Here is a 19,259-nt window from a genome sequence, read left to right on the forward strand (position 1 = left end):
CGTCCGGTGTCCGTCGAATCACGAAATTATGGAGGGCCAGTGAGCCAGGAACGTAGAACCGCAATTGTCACGGGTGCAGCACGCGGAATCGGTGCGGCAGTGGCCAAGCGACTGTCGGAAGACGGCTTTGCCGTTGCCGTGCTGGACCTCGACGAAGCAGCGTGTGCCGGAACCGTCGACGCGATCAAGGCCGCAGGCGGCCAGGCATTGGCCGTCGGCGCTGACGTCTCCGACGAGGCTTCGGTTGCTGCAGCGGTGGATCGTGTTGCCGCGGAACTCGGTGCACCTACCGTGCTGATCAACAATGCCGGCATCACTCGCGACAACCTTCTGTTCAAGATGAGCGTTGCCGAGTGGGATTCGGTGATGAACGTCCATCTGCGCGGAGCGTTCCTCATGTCGCGCGCGGTGCAGAAGTACATGGTGGAAGCGAAGTTCGGCCGCATCGTGAACCTCTCGAGCACGTCGGCTCTCGGCAACCGCGGACAGGTCAATTACTCCGCAGCCAAGGCCGGCATGCAGGGATTCACCAAGACATTGGCCTTCGAATTGGGCAAGTTCGGCGTCACCGCCAACGCCATTGCCCCCGGATTCATCGAAACCGAGATGACCGCCGCAACGGCAGAGCGCATGGGAGTCGGCTTCGAGGACTTCAAGACCGCTGCCGCTTCGCAGATTCCGGTCAACCGCGTCGGTCAGCCCGAGGACATCGCGCACACCGCGTCGTTCTTCGTCAGTGAAGGCGCGGGCTTCGTTTCCGGTCAGGTCGTCTACGTCGCCGGTGGACCCAAGGACTGACCGTCCGCTCACCGCTCGAACCGAAGGAATGGGCATGGCTTTCGACGAAGAGGCAGTATCGCGTGATCTCACCGAAAAGGTGAACACGCTTCTCGCGGAGAATGATCCGAACCGTGTGTCGGTGTCGGATTTCCTCGGCGCACGATTCGACGCCGGACTGGCGTGGGTTCATTTCCCCGAAGGTCATGGGGGACTCGGTGTACCGCAGAGCTTTCAGCGTCAGGTGAACGCTCAGCTGGAGGCCGCCGGCGCACCCGGCCCGGCCACCGGCAAGAACGGCATCGGACTCGGCATGGCGGCACCGACCATCGCCGCCTTCGGTACCGAGGAGCAGAAGCAGAAGTTCCTGCGCCCGTTGTGGACTGCGGAGACGGTCTACTGCCAGCTGTTCAGTGAACCGGGCGCAGGGTCGGACCTCGCGGCCGTCGCTACCCGCGCCGTCCGCGACGGCGACGACTGGATAGTCAACGGGCAGAAGGTATGGACGTCGGGCGCGCAGAATGCGCAGCTGGCGATTCTCGTGGCCAGGACCGATCCGTCACGTTCCAAGCATGCGGGTCTGAGCTACTTCATCTGCGACATGACCGACCCGGGCGTCGATGTCCGGCCGCTGCGTCAGATCACCGGCGAGGCCGAATTCAACGAGGTATTCCTCACGGACGTCAGGATTCCGGACGCCAATCGCCTCGGAGCCGAAGGCCAGGGGTGGAAGGTTGCGACCACCACCCTGAACAACGAGCGTGTTGCCATCGGTTCGGGCGCACCGCGTGAGGGAGGCATGATCGGAAAGGTCGTTCAGGCCTGGCGTGACGAGCCCGAGCTGCGTAATCCGGCGATGCACGACGAGTTGATGCGGCTCTGGACCGAATCCGAAGTTGCGCGTCTGACCGGTGAGCGACTGCGCCAGCAGCTCGCCGCCGGCCAGCCCGGCCCCGAAGGCTCGGGAATGAAGCTCGCGTTTGCCGGTTTGGCTCAGCAGATTTCGGGTTTCGACCTCGAGCTGCACGGCGAAGCCGGTCTGCGCTACGACGACTGGACGCTGCGTCGACCGGATTCCGTCGACTTCACCGGGCGTGAACCCGGATACCGGTACCTGCGAGCCAAGGGCAATTCGATCGAGGGCGGAACGTCGGAGATCCTGCGCAACGTCATCGCAGAACGTGTACTCGGGTTGCCGCCCGAGCATCGCGTCGACAAGGACATCGCCTGGAAGGACCTACCCCGATGAGCGCCGATCTGCTGTACTCCGAGACCGAACAAGATCTGCGAGCCAGCGTCAGACGACTGCTGAGCGAGCGGGCCGGCGCCGACACCGTGGTCACGGCGTACGACGACGTGTCCGCCGACTTCACCGGGCTGTGGAAGTCGCTGGCGTCGGAACTCGGTTTGGCGGGACTGCTGGTACCCGAGGAACTGGGCGGTGCAGGTGCGTCGACGCGTGAGGCGGCGGTCGTGATGGAGGAGATCGGACGTGCGGTCGCTCCCGTTCCGTTCTTCTCCAGCGCGGTGCTGGCGACGACGGCGTTGCTGAAGGCCGGCGAGACCGATGTGCTCGGTCAATTGGCAGCGGGGGATTCGACGGCTGCTCTGGTCGTCCCGTTGTCCACTGCACCAGGAACTTTCACACCTACTGTCAAGGTAACGGCGAGTGGACTCGTCGGCAGCGTCACGACGGTTGCCGGCGTCGCCGAGTCCGATGTTCTTGTTGTTCCGGTTGCCGGTGAGAGCGGCCTGGAGCTGCACACCGTTCGGATCGCCGACGCTACCGTCACGCCGGTTCTGTCCCTGGACATGACGCGCCGATTGGCGGACGTCGAGTTCTCGGGTTCGTCGTCGGTCCGTGTCGACAGCGGCAATGCGGCGCAAGCGGTTGAGGAAGCGTTGCTCTGCGGAAGCGCACTTTTGGCGTCCGAACAGTTCGCTGTAGCTCAGTGGTGCCTCGAAACGACTCTCGCGTATGTCAAGGAGCGCAAGCAGTTCGGCCGGGCGATCGGTTCGTACCAGGCGATCAAGCACCGCCTCGCCGATCTCTGGCTCGAAGTCAGCTCTTCGGGAGCGGCAGCACGATATGCGGCGGACACCTATGCACGCGGCGACGCCGATGCGGCGATCGCAGCGACGGTGGCCCAGGCATTCTGCAGCGGCGTCGCGGTTCATGCTGCGGAGGAATGCGTCCAACTTCATGGTGGTATCGGAATGACGTGGGAGTATCCGGCGCACCTGTACCTCAAACGGGCGAAGAGCGATCAGCTGTCGCTGGGAACCGCGTATCAGCATCGGGCACGCCTCGCCGAGTTGGTCGACCTCCCGATCTCGTCCTGAAACTCACCCACTATCTGTCTGGAGAATTGCTGTGAAGGCTTGGCGCGTCAACGAACTCGGTCAACCCCGCGATGTGCTCGCGTTGGAGGAGACCGCGGATCCCACCCCGAATGCGACGGAGATGTTGGTCAAGGTGCTGGCGGCTCCGGCCAACTTCCCCGACGTCCTCATGTGCCGGGGTGAGTACCAGATCAAGCCGCCGCTGCCCTTCACACCCGGTGTCGAACTGTGTGGTGAAGTGGTCTCGGTCGGTGAATCGGTGACCAAGTTCGCAGTGGGGGCCCGGGTGATCGGTAATCCGAGTCTGCCGTCCGGCGGATTCGCCGAGTACTCGGTACTGGATCAGAACAACACGTTCCCGGCGCCGTCGGCTCTCGACGACGCGGAAGCATCCGCTCTGAGCATCGGCTATCAGACAGCGTGGTTCGCTCTGCATCGCCGCACCCAACTGCTCGAGGGTGAGACGTTGTTGGTCCACGCTGCTGCGGGTGGTGTCGGTAGTGCGGCAGTGCAACTCGGCAAGGCGGCAGGCGCCAAGGTCATCGGCGTCGTCGGCGGCCCGGACAAGGCCGAGTACGCGCGCAAGCTCGGCGCAGACCTCGTCGTCGACCGTCACAGTGAGGACTTCGTGGCAGCGGTCAAGGAGTTCACCGGCGGCAAGGGCGCCGACGTGGTCTTCGATCCGGTCGGCGGCGACGCCTACGCGAAGTCCACCAAGTGCATCGCCTTCGAGGGACGGATCGTCATCATCGGCTTCGCTGGTGGCACGATCCCGCAGCCGGCACTCAATCACGCTCTCATCAAGAACTATTCGATCATCGGACTGCACTGGGGGCTGTACAAGGCCTACAACCAGCAGGCCATCGACGACTGCCACGTCGAGCTCACCAGGCTCGCCGATGCCGGCTTGGTCAAACCACTGATCAGTGAGCGGTTGTCGTTGACGGACGTTGCCGACGGTATCGGTCGCCTCGGCGACGGCACCACTGTCGGTCGCGTCGTGTTCCAGCCCTGATTCTTTGCTGTGCGCCTTTATTAACCCCCGGCGGTTAATAAAGGCGCACAGCACTTCGTGTTCGACGAAAGGTTTCCCCGATGAGGCAAGCTGTCATCGTTTCCACCGCCCGTACCCCGATCGGTAAGGCGTACCGCGGCGCGTTCAACAACACTCAGGCTCAAGAGCTTGCTGCACATGCTATTTCGAATGCAGTTCAGCGCGCGGGCCTCGAGGGCGGCGAGGTCGAGGACGTCATCCTCGGCGCCGCGCTGCAGCAGGGATCTTCCGGCGGCAACGTCGCACGGCAAGCGGTGCTGCGGGCCGGGCTTCCGGACTCGGTTTCCGGAATGACGATCGATCGTCAGTGCTCGTCCGGGCTCATGGCCATCGCGACCGCAGCAAAGCAGATCGTGGACGACGGAATGCAGATCGCGGTCGGCGGCGGAGTCGAATCGATCTCGTTGGTCCAGAACGATCATATGAACAACTTCCGCGCGGCTGATCCGTGGCTGAAGGAAAACAAGCCGTCGATCTACATGCCGATGCTGCACACGGCCGAGATCGTCGCCGAGCGCTACGGAGTGACCCGCGAGCAGCAGGACGAGTTCGCGCTCGTCTCGCAGCAGCGAACCGCAGCAGCTCAGAACGCAGGTCGGTTCGATCTCGAGATCGTCCCGCTGCCCTCGATCAAGCAGGTGCAGGACAAGGAGACGGGTGAGATCCGCAGCGAGTCCGTGACGCTGACCCTGGACGAAGGCAACCGCGCTTCCACCACGTTGGAAGGGCTGTCGAGTCTGCGACCGGTTCTGGCCGACGGGACTGTCAGTGCGCATTCCTCCATCACTGCGGGCAACTCGTCTCAGCTCTCGGACGGTGCCTCCGCTTCGGTGCTGATGGAGGCGGGCGAGGCGGAACGCCGCGGGTTGGCTCCTCTCGGTATCTACCGTGGGATGGCTGTCGCGGGTTGTGCTCCCGACGAGATGGGCATCGGACCGGTGTTCGCGATTCCGCGTCTGCTGGATCTTCACGGACTGAAGGTCGACGACATCGATCTCTGGGAACTCAACGAGGCCTTCGCCTCTCAGGCCCTGTACTGCCGCGACAAGCTCGGGATCGATCCCGAGAAGTACAACGTCGACGGCGGCGGTATCTCCGTCGGCCATCCGTACGGAATGACGGGTGCTCGTCTGGTCGGCCATGCTCTTCTGGAAGGAAAACGGCGCGGAGCCAAGCTCGTGGTGGTGACCATGTGCATCGGCGGCGGCATGGGTGCTGCCGGGCTTTTCGAGGTCGCATGAGCTTGATCGAGGGACTGTTCGACGTCAGTGGCAAGACCGTTGTGGTCACCGGTGGATCACGCGGCATCGGATACATGATCGCTCGCGGATTTGTCGAAGGCGGAGCGACGGTCGTCATTTCGGCCCGAAAAGCCGAAGCCTGTGACGAAGCCGCGCGAGAGCTTTCGGAGTTCGGCACCTGCATTTCGCATCCGGCCGATCTGTCCACGGACGAGGGGATCGAGAGCCTCGCTGCGAAGGTCGCCGAGATTTCGCCGACGCTCGACGTACTGGTCAACAACGCCGGTGCCACGTGGGGAGCTCCCGTCGACGATTTTCCGGCCGCCGGCTTCGACAAGATTTTCGACATCAATGTCAAGGCAATCTTCCTCTTGACGCAGAAGCTGTTGCCGCAGTTGCGTTCTGCGGCCACTGCGGAAGATCCCGCGCGCGTGATCAATATCGGATCGATCGACGGACTCGTGGTGTCGGGTTCGGAGAACTTCTCGTACGGAGCCAGTAAGGCTGCGGTGCACATGTTGACGCGCAAGCTCGCGGCAACGCTTGCGGGGGAACAGATCACGGTCAATGCCATTGCGCCGGGCCCGTTCCCGTCGAAGATGATGGCATTCCTCCTCGAGGACGAGCAGAGTGCAAAGGCTGTGGCGGACTCGGTCCCGTTGGGCAGGGTCGGAACTCCCCAGGATGCTGCAGGTCTTGCCATCTTCCTGGCTTCACGTGCCGGGGCTTATCTGACCGGCGCGGTGATTCCACTCGACGGCGGTGCGAGCGGAGCGCGCTGACCTACTGACTGATCTTCTCTGTCCGAAAAGGCCTGAAAGTCTGAACTACTATGACTTTCAGGTCTTTTCGCGTCTTTGTCTGATTGGGTTATCTGTGACTGCAGTTGCTAGATTGTCCGAGGTTCGGGGGGAACGACGACAACACCAACAATCCCGGCCATGGGGGAGTCATGTTTCGCGCGGGGAGATCGTTGGGGGTGTTCGGGGTAGTTGCTGCTCTGGCAGCTGCTGCCGTCACGGCGGTGGCTTCGCCGGCGATGGCTGCGCCGGGATGCGTCGGAGTCAGTGGCGTCGGTAGTAGTGGAGGTCCGGCCAATGCGGCGCCGTGGCTCAACGGCAACACCGGAGGGTTGCCAGGTCTGTCCGGTCGTACTACCGCGATCGAAAAAGTCACCGGCACATACAGTCCCAACAAGACAGTTGATCGCTTCAATGTCCTGGGCACCGACCTGGGCATCATGTGGGACAACGGTGCGGGGCAGATTCTGACCGCTTTCGGCGATACCACCGGGCTCAGTCGTAACCCCACCTGCGACGGTTTGGTGGGCGAGTGGCGAAGTAATGTGCTCTTCCGCAGCTCGGATCGGGTACTTGCCGACGGGATGCGCATCGACAGCGCGCCGAAGGACGGTACCGGTCAGGCGCGTGAGATCATCTCCGGTCTGAAGATTCCGGGCGTCGAGGCTTCCAGTATCCCCACGAGCGGCATAGCAGTGAACGGTGTGCAGTATCTGAGCTACATGTCGGTGCGCAACTGGGGCGAGGCCGGGCAGTGGAGTACAAACTACTCACAGATTGCCACCTCCTCGGACAACGGCGAGACGTGGACCACGCGTCCGGAGACGCTGCGCCCCAACATCGGTGGGGCTCTTCCCGCGGGTGTCGCCCCCGTCGCCGGTAGCGAGAACTTCCAGATGAGCTCGATGGTGAAGGACGGCGGGTTCGTCTACAACTACGGAACCCCCGCGGGACGATCCGGCGAGGTTCGACTTTCTCGCGCGCCCGAGGGGGCGATCCTCGATCTTTCCGCCTACGAGTACTGGAACGGAAACGGCTGGATCCGTGCCGATCCCGCTGCGGCCGTACCCGTCATGGACGGCCGCATCGGGGAGATCTCCGTTCAGTACAACGAGTTCCTCGGCAAGTTCGTGGCGATGTACGCCGACGCGTTCAGTTCGATCGTGATGCGAACCGCTCCCAGTCCGGTCGGTCCGTGGACGGCACCGGAAACATTGGTCAATCTGGTCGAGGTTCCCGGTATCTACGCTGCATACATCCACCCGTGGTCCAGTGGTTCGGATCTGTACTTCCTTGCCACCACGTGGGCCGACTACAACGTCATGTTGATGCGCACGACGCTCGTTCGCTGATCCGACTCACGTTTGCGCAGATTTACATTTGCGTTGGTTGGAGGTACACGATCTCCTCGGTGATCGGCGCGTCGTCATCGGCGTCGGTCGGCGGTTCTTGTCGGCGGCGCCACCAGATGGTGAACAGGACGGCTCCGATCACCAAGGCAGCCAGAGCGATTACCGCCACCCAGAATTTCGGGCCGTAGTATCCGACAAGGACCATACGCATGGCGTTGCGCGCCCACGTGAGTGGCATCAGGGCGTGCAGCCACTGCAGAACCGTCGGCATCTGTTCGATGGGGTACACCGCGCCGAAGGCGAAGATCTGAATCATCAAGGCGCCCAGAGCGATGAAGGTTCCGTTGACGGCTCCGAACACAACGGTGAAGAGCCTGCCCGAGCTGACCGCGGCGGCACCCACCAGGATCATCACTGCGATCATCGCCAGAACACTAGGTGGTTCGACGTTTGCCACGGTCAGTGACACCACCGACAACACGAGCGCCGCGACCAAGGTGACCAGGGCGGGAATGCGGTAGCGGCGCAGCCCCTCACGCACCACGCTGGTGTGCGAGTTCAGTGAACGTCCGCGTCGTGGACGGACGACGAACCACGTGAGAATTCCGCACAGGAACAGTGCCACCGAGATCACGGCAGGGACGGCTCCCGGTCCGAAACCGGCTGCGGGATAGTTGTTCCGCGCGTCGACGGCAACCGGGGACGAGAGCAGATTGGCTGTGGTGGCGCGTTCGTCGTCCGAGAACTGCGGCACCTGGGCGGCGCCGTCGGACAAACCGGTGGCGAGTTCTGCGCTGCCCGCGTCGAGCTCGCCGACGCCGGCCGATAGCTGCCCGAGACCGTCACGGAGCGCAATACTTCCGGTGTCCAACTGCCCGAGGCCGGTGGAGAGTTGCTGTGCGCCGGTAGCGAGTTGGCCTGCGCCGTCGGACAGTTGGCCTAGTCCCGTGTTGAGTTCACCTGCACCGGCCGCCGCGGCAAGAAGCCCGCCACGGTAGTCGCTGCTCGGATCAGTGAGTTGGCGCGAGATCTCCCGCGCACCGTCGCGAAGCTGGCCGAGCTGACCGATCACGTCGTCGTCCGACGGTTGTGCAGCCAGGGAAGCCCGCAGTCCACCCAGGGCTTCGACGAGTCCGGCGGAGACCGGATCAGCCGAGTTTCGAAGCATCGACGTGAGGGCGTCGATCTGACCGACGACGGCGTCCGAGGACCCCGCGAGGTCGAGTACCGGGGTGGTGACCATGTCGACCACTTCGCTGATCTGAAGGGCTCCTGCGCCGAGTTCGTCGGTTCCCCCGACCAACTGGTTGAGTCCGCTGCTCAGCTCGCCCGAGCCTGCAGCAGCTTCGTTCGCTCCAGCAGCCAGCTCGCCGGCTCCGGCGGCCAGCTCCTTGCCGCCTTGATTCGCTTCACCCATGCCGGTGGCGAGTTCCTTGCTTCCCGCGTAGAGCTCGTTGGTTCCGGCGAGTGCTTCGGAGGATCCGTCGGAGAGTTGTTGCGCGCCAGCGGCTGCTTCACCGAATCCTGTTCCGAGTTCACCCAACCCGACCAGCACCTGGTCGATGGACTGCTCGCCGATCGACTCGGAGACCGCCGAGCGCACCTGAGCGATGATGCTTTCACCGACCGGGCCGGCGACCAGACTGTTGTAATCGTTGTACAAGACGTCGAGTTCGGCCTTGCGGCCCGAACCCGATGCGGCACTGGCCACGTCTGCGCTGAAAGTCTTGGGAATGACGACCGAGAAGTAGTAGGTGCCGTCGTTGACGCCGTCGGCGGCTTCCTGTTCCGAGACGACCTTCCATGCAACGTCTCCGCTCTCGACGAGCGCGGCAACAACTTCATCGCCGGCTTGCAGACGTGTTCCGTCGAGTTCTGTGCCGGCATCGGCGTTGACGATGGCGACGGGCAAGCGGTTGACCGTGTCGCCCGGATCCCACAGTGCCCACATGTAGAACGCCGCAATCGACAGCGGTGCGATGACGAGGACAGCGAGAACTGTCCGGATGATGTGCGTGCGTCGCGTCGTGGCCGCGTTGTCGACTACGGGTTGTGGCGCCATGTGGAGCTCTCTTCTCGTGGACCGAAGCAGTTGTGGCACGAAAGAAAGCCACCAAAACTGCTGGACATACGTCCAGCTCGGTCACGATACAAAGCAAACGGCCATCCTGTGACCGTTTTCGAAGAATTGGGCGTTATCGGCCGCCGTGCTCTGCCTCGATCTTTGCCCACTCCCACCCGCGGAAGTTGGCGAGACGAAGCTCCTCTGCTTCGTCGAAGGTGTACCACTCGGTGCTCGGCGCATCAGGGAGAGTGCCGCGCAAGTATTCGCCCAGGTAGTGAAGTGGGCCTTCCCAGCCGGTTCCGACGCCGTAGCAGCCGGTGTCAGGGTCGTTGCGGAAGACATCGGCGACGGAGGCGTGCTCCAACTCGAGCCAGGTGGCGTCGGGGCCGTCTGCAGTCAGCCGGATCTCGACCTGATCGCTGTATCCGCGATCGCCGGGCGGCGTCCACTGCAGTCGCAGCAGGTGTGGGGCGTCGCAGGCCAGGATCTCGCCACTTGCCTGGCCTTCGAAGGCGTACGAGCCGCCCACCTGGAAGTCTCCGCTCACCGGAAGGAAGAAACGGTTGATGCGGTCAGGGGTCGTGATGGCGTCCCAGACGTCGTCGACCGACGCGTTGTAGCGGCGCTTGAGTACGGCAGTTCGAGCCACACCTTCTGCGATGTCGCGGTTGCCCATGCTCCGCTCTACCGCGGTGAGGCTGGTGTCCTGGTTCGCGATCTCGGTCATTGTGAGTCTCCTTCGTCGGAAGAATTCGATTGTGAAGATCTGCTCCGCTCGGAGCCGCGTCGTTTCCCTCGTGCGAGTTCTGTGGCCAATGCGTCGAGAGGACCGCTCCAGAACTGCCGGAATCCGTCGAGCCATTGGTCCACTTCTTGCAATGGCGCGGGCTCGACGGCATAGAGACGCCTGGTGCCTTCGCTGCGGACTGTGGCGAATCCGTTTTCTCGGAGCACTCGCAGGTGCCCGGACGCGGTCGGTTGCGAGATTCCGAACTCCGCTGCCACGACTTCGGCGATCTGACCCGCCGAGCGCTCGCCGCTGGACAGGATTTCCATGATTCTTCGCCGAACTGGGTCTCCGAGAACGTCGAACGCATGCACCAGTCATTTATATCGGTAATGGCCAATATAGGCAAGCGCCGAAACTTGTATTCGGGCGTCGGTCAGTCCGAGAGCGCGAACTCGTCGGCGTCGAAGAGTTCACCGATCAGCCCGCCGAGATGGCGTCGATGTTCGGCCGACAGTGTCGCTGCCGCCTCGGCATCGTGGTCTGCGCACAGCTCGATCAGCTTGTTGTGATGGTCGACGGAGTCCTGGCTGCCGAGAAGGCTCGAGAACTTGCGGTAGTAGATGCGGTGAATTTGTGGGTGAACCTGGTGAATCAGCTTCTTCAACAGCGGATTTGCCGCAGCGTCGATGATGACGCTGTGTAGGCGATCGTCCGCGGTCAGCGCTCGGCCTATGTCGTTTCGCTTGACGGCAGCGGCGAAGTCTTTGTTGGCGGAGCGCATCGCCCCGATCATCTCGTCGGTGAGGTTCGGTACAGCGGTGACGACGGCCAGTTGGTCGAGAGCTTCGATGACTGCGAGTGTTGCCTCGACGTCGCCGCGGTCGAGGGTGGTGATGCGCGTGTACGCACCGGGCTTCGCTTCCACGAGTCCGGTGTCGACCAGCCTTGCGAGCGCTTCGCGGACCGGAGTTCTGCTCAATCCCAGATACTCGGCGAGTTCGCTGTCCTTGATCTTCGAGCCCGGCGCCAGTTCACCGGTGACGATCGCTTCGCGAATGCGTTCGAGAGCGATGTCGCTCATTCGTGCTCGCTCAACCGGTTTACCGCCACGCAACATACTGGATATCGTACTCTGCACGTTGCTTGTCGCAGGTCAGCCCAGGTCGGCCAACGACGCGTGTTTCCGGGCATCCGCAACGCGTAGGAGCAGCGCGCGGGCGAGAATTGTTGCCGGATCGATGATCTGACAGGTTGTGGCGTCGGCGGGCAGTCCGAGCGGAATCTCGGTGCATCCGGCCACGACGACCTGCGCGCCCGATTCGACGAGAAGATCAGCGGCCCTGACGAGTTTGTCGGTGGTCTCGTCTCCGACGTTGCCACTCTTGATTGCTCGGATCGCCGGCATCACCAGTTCGTCCTGGATCGCAGGTCCTGGCACCAGGACGTCAATCGAGTATTCCGACAGCCATTGTTGATACAACCCGGTGCGGACCGTCCCCGTGGTGGCCAACAGTCCGACGGATGTGACGGCGGGTGAGAGCGTCCGGATGTGCCGAGCAACTTCGTCGATCATGTGGACGACGGGAAGTCCCAGTTGGGATGAGATGGCGGGCAGGAAGGCGTGGGCGGTATTGCATGGGATGGCGAGCGTCGTTGCGCCCGACTCTCGGAGGACGCGCGCGCCTCGGATCAGCCAGGGGGTGGGGTCCGGGCCGTCCTCGGTGAGTGCCAATGTCCGGTCGGGAACCGTGGGATCGGCCCAGATGACAACTTTGGGGTGCTCTTGATCCGTCGAACCTGGCGTCAGGGCAACGAGTTTGGAGTAGAAGTCCGCAGTAGCGGCCGGCCCCATGCCTCCGAGTACTCCGATGACGGGTTCGCTCATGCCCGCCGGAGAGTTGGCGCTCTGCCGTATTCGTTGCACCTTCATGTTGCAATCCAACCTTTCGCATCCAATATATTGGATACTCGTAATGTTGACTACAGTGAAGGAGGTTGAAGGTAGTTGTCAAGTAGGGCGCGGCGTTCCCGGAATTGCGAAGTTCGAGATCTCGCTCGATCAACAGGGGTTGGGTTCGCCGATCTTGACGGCTGAGAGCACGGCTTCGATTTCACCGAAAGGGCTTCCGGCAGAAGGTGTCTGATCGACAACAATCCAGTTGGAATCGACCAGTTGGCGTCGACCCGCGCCAGTTGCGTCAGCACTTCTGGAGAAGAAGACTCCGGCCGACTGAATGGTGTCCTGCGCGTCTTGAAGATTCATGCACACGACGTTGGGCATGATCGCAGGAGTTGCAGGGGGCGTCACTTCTGCGGTGACTGGGGTGGTGGCCAGTGGAGTATTCGTCGGACCGGCCACCGAGGTGGTCAATGGAGCCTGAGTCGTCGTGGGTTGAGTTGTCGAGGTTGCAGTGGTGGTCGCGGTGGATGTTGATTCGGCCTCGCTGTCGGTGCTTGTTCCTGAGCATGCGGCAAGTGACGCCAAGGCGAATGCGCTGAGTCCGATGCGAACGGCAGTTGAGGACGGGCGAATCGATGTCGAAAAGAGTTGTGGTGCGCGCACAGACGTTCCTTGTCGGTAAAGGGGCGATGAAAAGGGGAGATTCGAGTCAGAGCACATCCGACGCCGTCGATGTGCCTTATGTCGAATAGAACCATAGGCTTTCGGCACCGGATTCGAGAGGAATTGCCTAATGCATTTTCTGGAACTACGACACGCGCAGTGTGAACCCCCAGCGGCGTATTCGCCTGTCCTGGAGAGCTACGGAGATGTGCAGACCGTTCTTCTGGGTACCGACCCGCTTCCCGCCCATCGACGGTTCGACGCCGTGATCGTGATGGGCGGGCCGATGGGCGTCGGCGATCAGGGCGAGGTCGAGTGGTTGGCATCCGAGATCGAATACATTCGCGATCTGGTCGAGAACGATGTCCCGGTGTGGGGAGTGTGTCTGGGTTCGCAGTTGCTCGCCGCGGCGCTGGGTGCTCGCGTCTACACGGGCGCTGTGCCCGAAGTGGGAGTTGAGGAGATCACCTTGACTGTCGAGGGTCGGCGAGATCCCGTGTGGGGAGATCTGCCCTCCACATTTCCTGCAATGCAATGGCATTCGGATACCTTCGACATTCCGAACGGCGCGGTGCGGCTCGCTGGTTCTGCCAAGTATCCGAATCAACTCTTCCGATACAAGCAGAGTTACGCCGTTCAGTTTCACCTCGAAGCGTCCTCCGAGGTGGCGCGCGAATGGATGGAACTGGCCGAGTACCGCGACTCGCTGCATGCTTCGCTGGGAGCGGACGGTCCGCGCATCTTCATGCAGCAGTTGAGTGCTGCCGAGTCGCAGGGTCTCGAGATTGCCGCAGCGGTGATGGAGAAGTGGTTGAAATCGATCTCTGTTGAATAAGGCCGTTTTGTCCTGATTTACCGATTTACCTGTTACCTTGTGTTGTCGTGGGTGGATGAACCGATCCGGTCGAGCAAGACACCTCGTAGAGTCCGGATCTCCCCCGCGAAAGGGGAGCGATGCGCCGGATACGGAAGATATCGACAGCTGCAGTGACGTGTGTACTCGCGTCGACCGCGGTCTTGGGGGCGACCCAGGCTCATGCATCCCCGTGGGATTGCAACGTCACCGGCAGCTTGGATCAATCAGGTGGGCCGACCAATCCGATTCCCTGGCTCAACGGAACGGACGGGAAACTTCCGGAACTGCAGGGCCGCACCTCGGCGGTCGAGTACATCACCGGCGCGCTCAGCCCCAACCAAACCGTCGAGCGTTTCAACGTTCTCGGCACGGATCTCGGCATCATGTGGGACAACGGCGCAGGTCAGGTCCTGACAGCCTTCGGCGACACCGTCGGCATCGGATCTGACCCCCTGTGTTCCGGGGTGGTCGGTGACTGGCGCAGCAACGTCCTGTTCCGTAGCTCGGACGGAAATCTGTCCGACGGCATGAACATCGACTCCTCGCCGACCGACCGGCCGAATCACTCGCGCGAGATCATCGGAAGTCTGAAAGTAACCGGTGTCGAAACCAGCAGCATTCCGACGACGGGTATCTCGGTGGGCGGCGTTCAATACGTCAATTACATGTCGATCCGCTCGTGGGGAGGGTCGGGCGAGTGGGTCACCAACTTCTCGCAGATCGCGTCCTCACACGACAACGGTGAGACCTGGCAGGTCGAACCGGCCTCGTCCCGGCCCAATCTGCCGTTGACGGGTAACGACAACTTCCAGATGGGTTCCTTCGTCAAAGACGGTGGTTACGTCTACAACTTCGGTACCCCCGCGGGACGTTTCGGCGAGGGGCGCCTCTCGCGGGTCAAGGAAGCCTCCATCGCGGACGTCGCGGCGTACGAATACTGGGACGGAAAAGCATGGGTCCCCAACAATCCCGCTGCCGCTGCAGTAGTTCTCGACGGGGATGTCAGCGAACTGTCGGTGCAGTACAACAACTATCTCGGCAAGTTCGTCGCGATGTACTCCAACGAGTGGGGAGCGCTGGTGCTGCGGACGGCGTCGGACCTGACCGGCCCGTGGAGTGCGCCCGACGTAGTGATCGGCACCGACGAGGTTCCGGGACTCTACGGCGCGTACATGCACCCCTGGTCACAGGGGCAGGACCTCTACTTTCTCGCCACCACCTGGTCCGACTACAACGTGATGCTCATGAAGACCACGCTGCACCAGTGAACCGGATGGTTATCGTTGAACGGTGAGCACCACCGACAATGCGCTACTGATCACCGCCCTTCGAGACGTGTTGGTGGGACCACTACCCGAAATCGGCCGACGATTTTCGACGTTGATCGCGGACATGGCGCCGCACACTTCCCTGGTGATCTTCACTCGTGAATGCACCGGTAGGCCGCGCAAGGTCGCCGGGGATTCAGCCGTCGTCGATCGTGTGACCATCGCCGAACTCGACCGTATCCGTACGGATCTCACTGTCGGACAGATCTTTCGGGGAAAATGCGCTGTCGCCGGCCGGGACCGTGAGGTGCTCGCGATGCTTGATCGAACCGATACGCTTCTCGTTCTGACGCCGCACCCCGTACCGGTGAAGACAGCATCCCTCGAATTGATCCAGGCATTGTTCGCAGTGACTGCAACCGGAATTCAACTCCAGGTCCGGAATGCGAGCCCGGCATATCTCGCCGAGTCGCGGGCAGCGTCGTCCGAGCGTGCGCGCACCGTGGCAGAGATGACGGAGGTGCATGCGGCCACCCTCGAGACGATGCTGGCGACGCTGCGCTCGGCGGATCTCGACGACACACGTGCGCGAACCTCGGCCAGGGAGACTGCGGCCTCGGCTCTGATCGGCCTGCGTTCAGCCGTCGACGTGCACCGCGAGTTGGCCGAAGAGTCGACCACCACGGCTTTTGCACGGATGCGTGGGGAATTGCGTTCGCTGCTCAAGCATCGGGAAATCGCGTTGGAGTTGGTGGAGCCACCCGTCGACGGGCGTGGGTTACCCGGTGAAGTGGCGCACGGCGCGCGCGCGGTCGTCCGCGGCGCGGTCTTGGCGTTGTCGGATCAGCAGATGCTCTCGCGTATCCGGGTGGCCTGGACGCTCGACGCGGCTTCACTCTCGATCGACATTCGCGACGACGGCGGTGGTGAAGCCGACGTGGTTGACGTGGAACGCCAATTACGTTCGAGGGTAGAGACTTTGGGTGGAACCGTCGAATCCGAGTCGACGCCCGGGTGGGGGAACCGGATCAGCGCAACCATCCCGCTCGACGCCCCCGTCGCCCTACCGAACCGCGACGTCCTCACCGAACTGGCTCCGCGGGAGTTCGAGGTACTCGAGCATCTGGTGGCCGGACGGCGCAACAAGGCGATTTCGGAGCGCCTCGGCGTCAGCGAGAGCACAGTCAAGTTTCATGTTGCCGGGGTCCTGCGGAAATTGGGCGTCGAGAGTCGGGGTGCGGCGGCCGCTGCGGGCGCGGAGGCCGGCGTGAAGCCTGCACCCTAGTCCTTTCGGCCAGGTCGGTCAGTCAGTTCGACCAGGGTTGCGGGCACCTGCTTCGGGCTAACCTTTCAACGAGTGCACATATCGCAATGTGAAAACACGGCGCCATGTGACGACACGTCCTCAATCGCACGAAGCCAGGAGCAAAGCCATGCCACAGCAGGTACGCGGCGTCATCGCCCGATCCAAGGGTGCCCCCGTCGAAATCGTCCCCATCACGATTCCCGATCCCGGCGCCAACGAGGTAGTGGTCGCCATTGCAGCGTGCGGTGTGTGCCACACCGACCTGACCTACCGCGACGGCGGAATCAACGACGAGTACCCGTTCCTGCTCGGGCACGAGGCGTCGGGCATCGTCGAGAGCGTCGGCCCCGGTGTCACTCACGTCGAGGTGGGCGACTTCGTCGTCCTCAACTGGCGTGCAGTCTGCGGGCAGTGTCGTGCGTGTAAGCGTGGCCGCCCGCAGTACTGCTTCGACACGTTCAACGCCGAGCAGAAGATGACGCTCGAAGACGGCACCGAACTGACGCCGGCACTCGGTATCGGCGCATTCGCAGACAAGACGCTGGTTCACGAAGGCCAGTGCACCAAGGTCGACGCCTCGGCCGATCCGGCTGTGGTCGGACTGCTCGGTTGCGGTGTCATGGCCGGCATGGGTGCCGCGATGAACACCGGCAACGTCGGACGCGGTGATTCAGTGGCCGTGATCGGGTGTGGTGGTGTCGGCGACGCAGCGATCATGGGTTCACGCCTGGCCGGTGCCAATACCATCATCGCCATCGACCGGGATCCGCGAAAGCTGGAGTGGGCGACGGAACTTGGTGCCACGCACACGATCAATGCCACCGAGGTCGACGACGTCGTCGAGGCAGTCCAGGAGCTGACCGGAGGTTTCGGTGCCGACGTGGTTGTCGACGCAGTCGGTCGCCCGGAGACCTGGAAGCAGGCGTTCTACGCCCGCGACCTCGCGGGAACTGTAGTGCTGGTGGGTGTTCCGACGCCGGACATGAAGCTGGAAATGCCGCTGGTGGACTTCTTCTCGCGCGGCGGAGCCCTCAAGTCGTCGTGGTACGGCGATTGCCTGCCCGAGCGTGACTTCCCCGTTCTGGTCGACCTGTACCAGCAGGGGCGTCTGCCGCTCGAGAAGTTCGTCAGTGAGCGCATCAAGCTCGACGAGGTGGAGAAGGCCTTCGAGACGATGCACCGCGGCGAGGTCCTCCGTTCGGTGGTGGTCCTGTGACATTGCGAGTCGATCGTGTCGTCACCTCGGGCACGTTCAGCCTCGACGGCGGAACGTGGGACGTCGACAACAACATCTGGCTGATCGGTGACGACAACGAAGTGGTAATCGTCGACGCAGCTCACACCGCGCAGCCGATCATCGACGCTGTCGGCGGACGCAAGGTGATCGGAATCGTCTGCACCCACGGTCACAACGATCACGTCACCGTTGCGCCGGAGCTGGCCGAGAAGCTCGACGCTCCGATCTACCTGAACCCGGCCGACGATGTCCTCTGGGAGATGACTCACCCCGGGGTGAAGCATCTGAGCTTGGAAGATGATCAGCGTATTGCTGTGGCGGGCACGGATATTCTGGCCGTCCACACACCCGGCCATTCGCCGGGGTCGACGTGCCTCTACCTGCCGGAGGCCGGCGAACTGTTCAGCGGCGACACCTTGTTCTCCGGTGGACCCGGTGCTACCGGGCGGTCGTACTCCGACTTCCCGACCATCATCGGGTCCATTCGCGACAAGCTGTTCGCGCTCCCCGCCGAGACCAAGGTTCACACCGGTCACGGCGACGGCACGACGATCGGTACCGAGGCGCCGCACCTCGAGGAATGGATCCGCGCCGGATCCTGATGTGAGCAGAAGCGAAGTGGGGACGCCGGTACCGGCGTCCCCACTTTTGTCACAACGCTGATGCCCAACCGGCGGTGTCGTTCTCACCCGGGATTGCCATCAGGCCGTGCCACAGTTCGAGGATCTCGAACCATTCTGTCTCGGATCGGCTGAGGGGACGTACAGATTCGTAGCCGGCGCGCAGGCTCTGCCGTACCGCGATCGGTGTCGGTCGCCAATCGGTGAACAGGGTGCCCAGATAGACGCTTGCCTTGGCCAGGTCGCTCACCCGGTGGTCGATCACCACGTCGTCGAAGTCGAGTACTCCGGTGGTCCGAGAGTTTCGAGTCAAGATGTTGGCTGCACGGAAGTCGTTGTGTACCAGTTGTGTTTGGTCATCGAGCGCGGGCACCCGCGCAAGGAGGTCCACGAGCCTACGCGTTGCCTCAGGCGCGAACCCGCGGTCGAAATTCTCGAGCCAACCACCGATGCGCTCCTTCAACCCGGTGCTGCGCGACGAGAAAACCGATCCGTCGACATGGGTGGCGCCGAGCGTTCGGTGTATTTCTGCCAGACATGCTCCTGCCGAACGGACCGCCGCGTGGTCCTGTACGTTCAACCACTCTCCCGCCAACTCCGGCAGTACGGTGAACGACACTGCGCACGAAGGCCCTTCCAGTGTTTCCCGGTCCAGCAGTATTTCCCGGACCAGCAGTGTTTCCCGGTCCAATCCGTTCAGGGATGTGATCGGCGACGGAACGGCCACGCCCTGCGCGGCGAGTGCGCTCAGCAGGCGCGTCGACGCCTCCAGGTTCGCGAAGCGCTCTGTGGCTCGCGACCACTTCACCACCAGCCCACCTCGGTCGCTCGCAACCCACACAATCGCGTTCTGGTCACTGATCGCCATTCGCGAGCACTCGAGGGCCGTCAATCCCCAAGCCTGCTCGAGTGCCGCCGAGACCCAATGGGTGGCTGCGCCAAAGCTGTTGAATCCGAATCGCTCCTCCAGAGCGGCTTCCGGCTCCACCGACTCCCAGAGCATGGACAACCCGAGTGGCAACATGCTGTTCGACTCTAGTGGGATGA

The 19,259-nt window shown here is 62.8% G+C and carries 19 protein-coding genes; 12 read left to right on the forward strand and 7 right to left on the reverse strand.

The annotated features are described in order from the left end of the window. Window positions 1-39 precede the first annotated feature (39 nt). The 7 genes from fabG to R4P70_RS02495 all read left to right on the forward strand — a co-directional run bounded on the left by fabG (window position 40) and on the right by R4P70_RS02495 (window position 7,567). Window positions 40-798, forward strand: a complete 759-nt coding sequence (gene fabG, locus R4P70_RS02465) for a 3-oxoacyl-ACP reductase FabG (protein WP_020909429.1) — start codon at window positions 40-42, stop codon at window positions 796-798. A 34-nt stretch (window positions 799-832) separates the two neighbouring features. Beyond that, on the forward strand, window positions 833-2,026 hold the full coding sequence (locus R4P70_RS02470) for an acyl-CoA dehydrogenase family protein (RefSeq protein ID WP_317830338.1): 1,194 nt from the start codon (window positions 833-835) through the stop codon (window positions 2,024-2,026). Next, the gene (locus tag R4P70_RS02475) at window positions 2,023-3,120 is read left to right on the forward strand and encodes an acyl-CoA dehydrogenase family protein (protein WP_317830339.1); all 1,098 of its coding nucleotides are present in this window, start codon (window positions 2,023-2,025) and stop codon (window positions 3,118-3,120) included. Before R4P70_RS02470 ends, R4P70_RS02475 begins: the two co-directional genes overlap by 4 nt. Before the next feature lie 31 nt (window positions 3,121-3,151). Further along, window positions 3,152-4,135, forward strand: coding sequence for an NADPH:quinone oxidoreductase family protein (locus tag R4P70_RS02480; protein ID WP_317830340.1), 984 nt, complete (start codon window positions 3,152-3,154; stop codon window positions 4,133-4,135). Between the two features lie 80 nt (window positions 4,136-4,215). Then, on the forward strand, window positions 4,216-5,415 hold the full coding sequence (locus tag R4P70_RS02485) for an acetyl-CoA C-acyltransferase (protein WP_029256469.1): 1,200 nt from the start codon (window positions 4,216-4,218) through the stop codon (window positions 5,413-5,415). After that, window positions 5,412-6,197, forward strand: coding sequence for a RhlG family 3-oxoacyl-ACP reductase (locus R4P70_RS02490; RefSeq protein ID WP_020909426.1), 786 nt, complete (start codon window positions 5,412-5,414; stop codon window positions 6,195-6,197). The genes R4P70_RS02485 and R4P70_RS02490 overlap by 4 nt, the downstream gene beginning before the upstream one ends. A 170-nt stretch (window positions 6,198-6,367) precedes the next feature. Continuing rightward, a complete protein-coding gene (locus R4P70_RS02495; protein WP_317830341.1) occupies window positions 6,368-7,567 on the forward strand; it encodes a DUF4185 domain-containing protein in 1,200 nt (399 codons plus the stop codon). A gap of 22 nt (window positions 7,568-7,589) precedes the next feature. Here the strand turns inward: R4P70_RS02495 and R4P70_RS02500 are convergent, their stop codons facing one another. The 6 genes from R4P70_RS02500 to R4P70_RS02525 form a co-directional block, all read right to left on the reverse strand. Continuing rightward, window positions 7,590-9,629: a YhgE/Pip domain-containing protein gene (locus tag R4P70_RS02500; RefSeq protein ID WP_317830342.1), complete on the reverse strand. Its 2,040-nt coding sequence runs from the start codon at window positions 9,627-9,629 to the stop codon at window positions 7,590-7,592. Window positions 9,630-9,762: 133 nt separating this feature from the next. Then, the gene (locus R4P70_RS02505) at window positions 9,763-10,359 is read right to left on the reverse strand and encodes an SRPBCC domain-containing protein (protein WP_317830343.1); all 597 of its coding nucleotides are present in this window, start codon (window positions 10,357-10,359) and stop codon (window positions 9,763-9,765) included. After that, window positions 10,356-10,733 (reverse strand): ArsR/SmtB family transcription factor, encoded by a 378-nt coding sequence (locus R4P70_RS02510; protein ID WP_019745690.1) that lies wholly within the window; start codon window positions 10,731-10,733, stop codon window positions 10,356-10,358. The genes R4P70_RS02505 and R4P70_RS02510 overlap by 4 nt, the downstream gene beginning before the upstream one ends. Before the next feature lie 62 nt (window positions 10,734-10,795). Then, a complete protein-coding gene (locus R4P70_RS02515) occupies window positions 10,796-11,479 on the reverse strand; it encodes a GntR family transcriptional regulator (protein ID WP_019745689.1) in 684 nt (227 codons plus the stop codon). Between the two features lie 36 nt (window positions 11,480-11,515). Continuing rightward, window positions 11,516-12,292, reverse strand: coding sequence for an aspartate/glutamate racemase family protein (locus R4P70_RS02520; protein ID WP_317830344.1), 777 nt, complete (start codon window positions 12,290-12,292; stop codon window positions 11,516-11,518). A 129-nt stretch (window positions 12,293-12,421) separates the two neighbouring features. Beyond that, window positions 12,422-12,925 carry a PASTA domain-containing protein gene (locus R4P70_RS02525; RefSeq protein ID WP_019745687.1) on the reverse strand — a complete coding sequence of 168 codons (504 nt, stop codon included), beginning with the start codon at window positions 12,923-12,925 and terminating at the stop codon, window positions 12,422-12,424. 130 nt (window positions 12,926-13,055) lie between these two features. Here R4P70_RS02525 and R4P70_RS02530 point away from each other — a divergent pair, with 130 nt between their 5' ends. From R4P70_RS02530 to R4P70_RS02550, 5 genes are all read left to right on the forward strand, one after another. Beyond that, complete coding sequence (locus R4P70_RS02530; protein WP_256063910.1) at window positions 13,056-13,760, forward strand: type 1 glutamine amidotransferase; 705 nt, start codon at window positions 13,056-13,058, stop codon at window positions 13,758-13,760. 119 nt (window positions 13,761-13,879) lie between these two features. After that, the gene (locus R4P70_RS02535) at window positions 13,880-15,049 is read left to right on the forward strand and encodes a DUF4185 domain-containing protein (RefSeq protein ID WP_133727237.1); all 1,170 of its coding nucleotides are present in this window, start codon (window positions 13,880-13,882) and stop codon (window positions 15,047-15,049) included. A gap of 22 nt (window positions 15,050-15,071) precedes the next feature. Then, entirely contained in the window at window positions 15,072-16,334 is a 1,263-nt protein-coding gene (locus R4P70_RS02540) for a response regulator transcription factor family protein (RefSeq protein ID WP_317830345.1), read from the forward strand. Window positions 16,335-16,482: 148 nt separating this feature from the next. Then, window positions 16,483-17,571, forward strand: coding sequence for an S-(hydroxymethyl)mycothiol dehydrogenase (locus R4P70_RS02545; RefSeq protein ID WP_007730860.1), 1,089 nt, complete (start codon window positions 16,483-16,485; stop codon window positions 17,569-17,571). Next, window positions 17,568-18,194, forward strand: coding sequence for an MBL fold metallo-hydrolase (locus R4P70_RS02550; protein ID WP_060937852.1), 627 nt, complete (start codon window positions 17,568-17,570; stop codon window positions 18,192-18,194). The genes R4P70_RS02545 and R4P70_RS02550 overlap by 4 nt, the downstream gene beginning before the upstream one ends. A 49-nt stretch (window positions 18,195-18,243) precedes the next feature. Here the strand turns inward: R4P70_RS02550 and R4P70_RS02555 are convergent, their stop codons facing one another. Beyond that, entirely contained in the window at window positions 18,244-19,236 is a 993-nt protein-coding gene (locus tag R4P70_RS02555; RefSeq protein WP_317830346.1) for a phosphotransferase enzyme family protein, read from the reverse strand. Window positions 19,237-19,259 lie beyond the last annotated feature (23 nt).

It is taken from the genome of Rhodococcus sp. IEGM 1241, from assembly GCF_033142365.1.
Taxonomy (GTDB): Bacteria; Actinomycetota; Actinomycetes; order Mycobacteriales; family Mycobacteriaceae; genus Rhodococcus_F; species Rhodococcus_F erythropolis.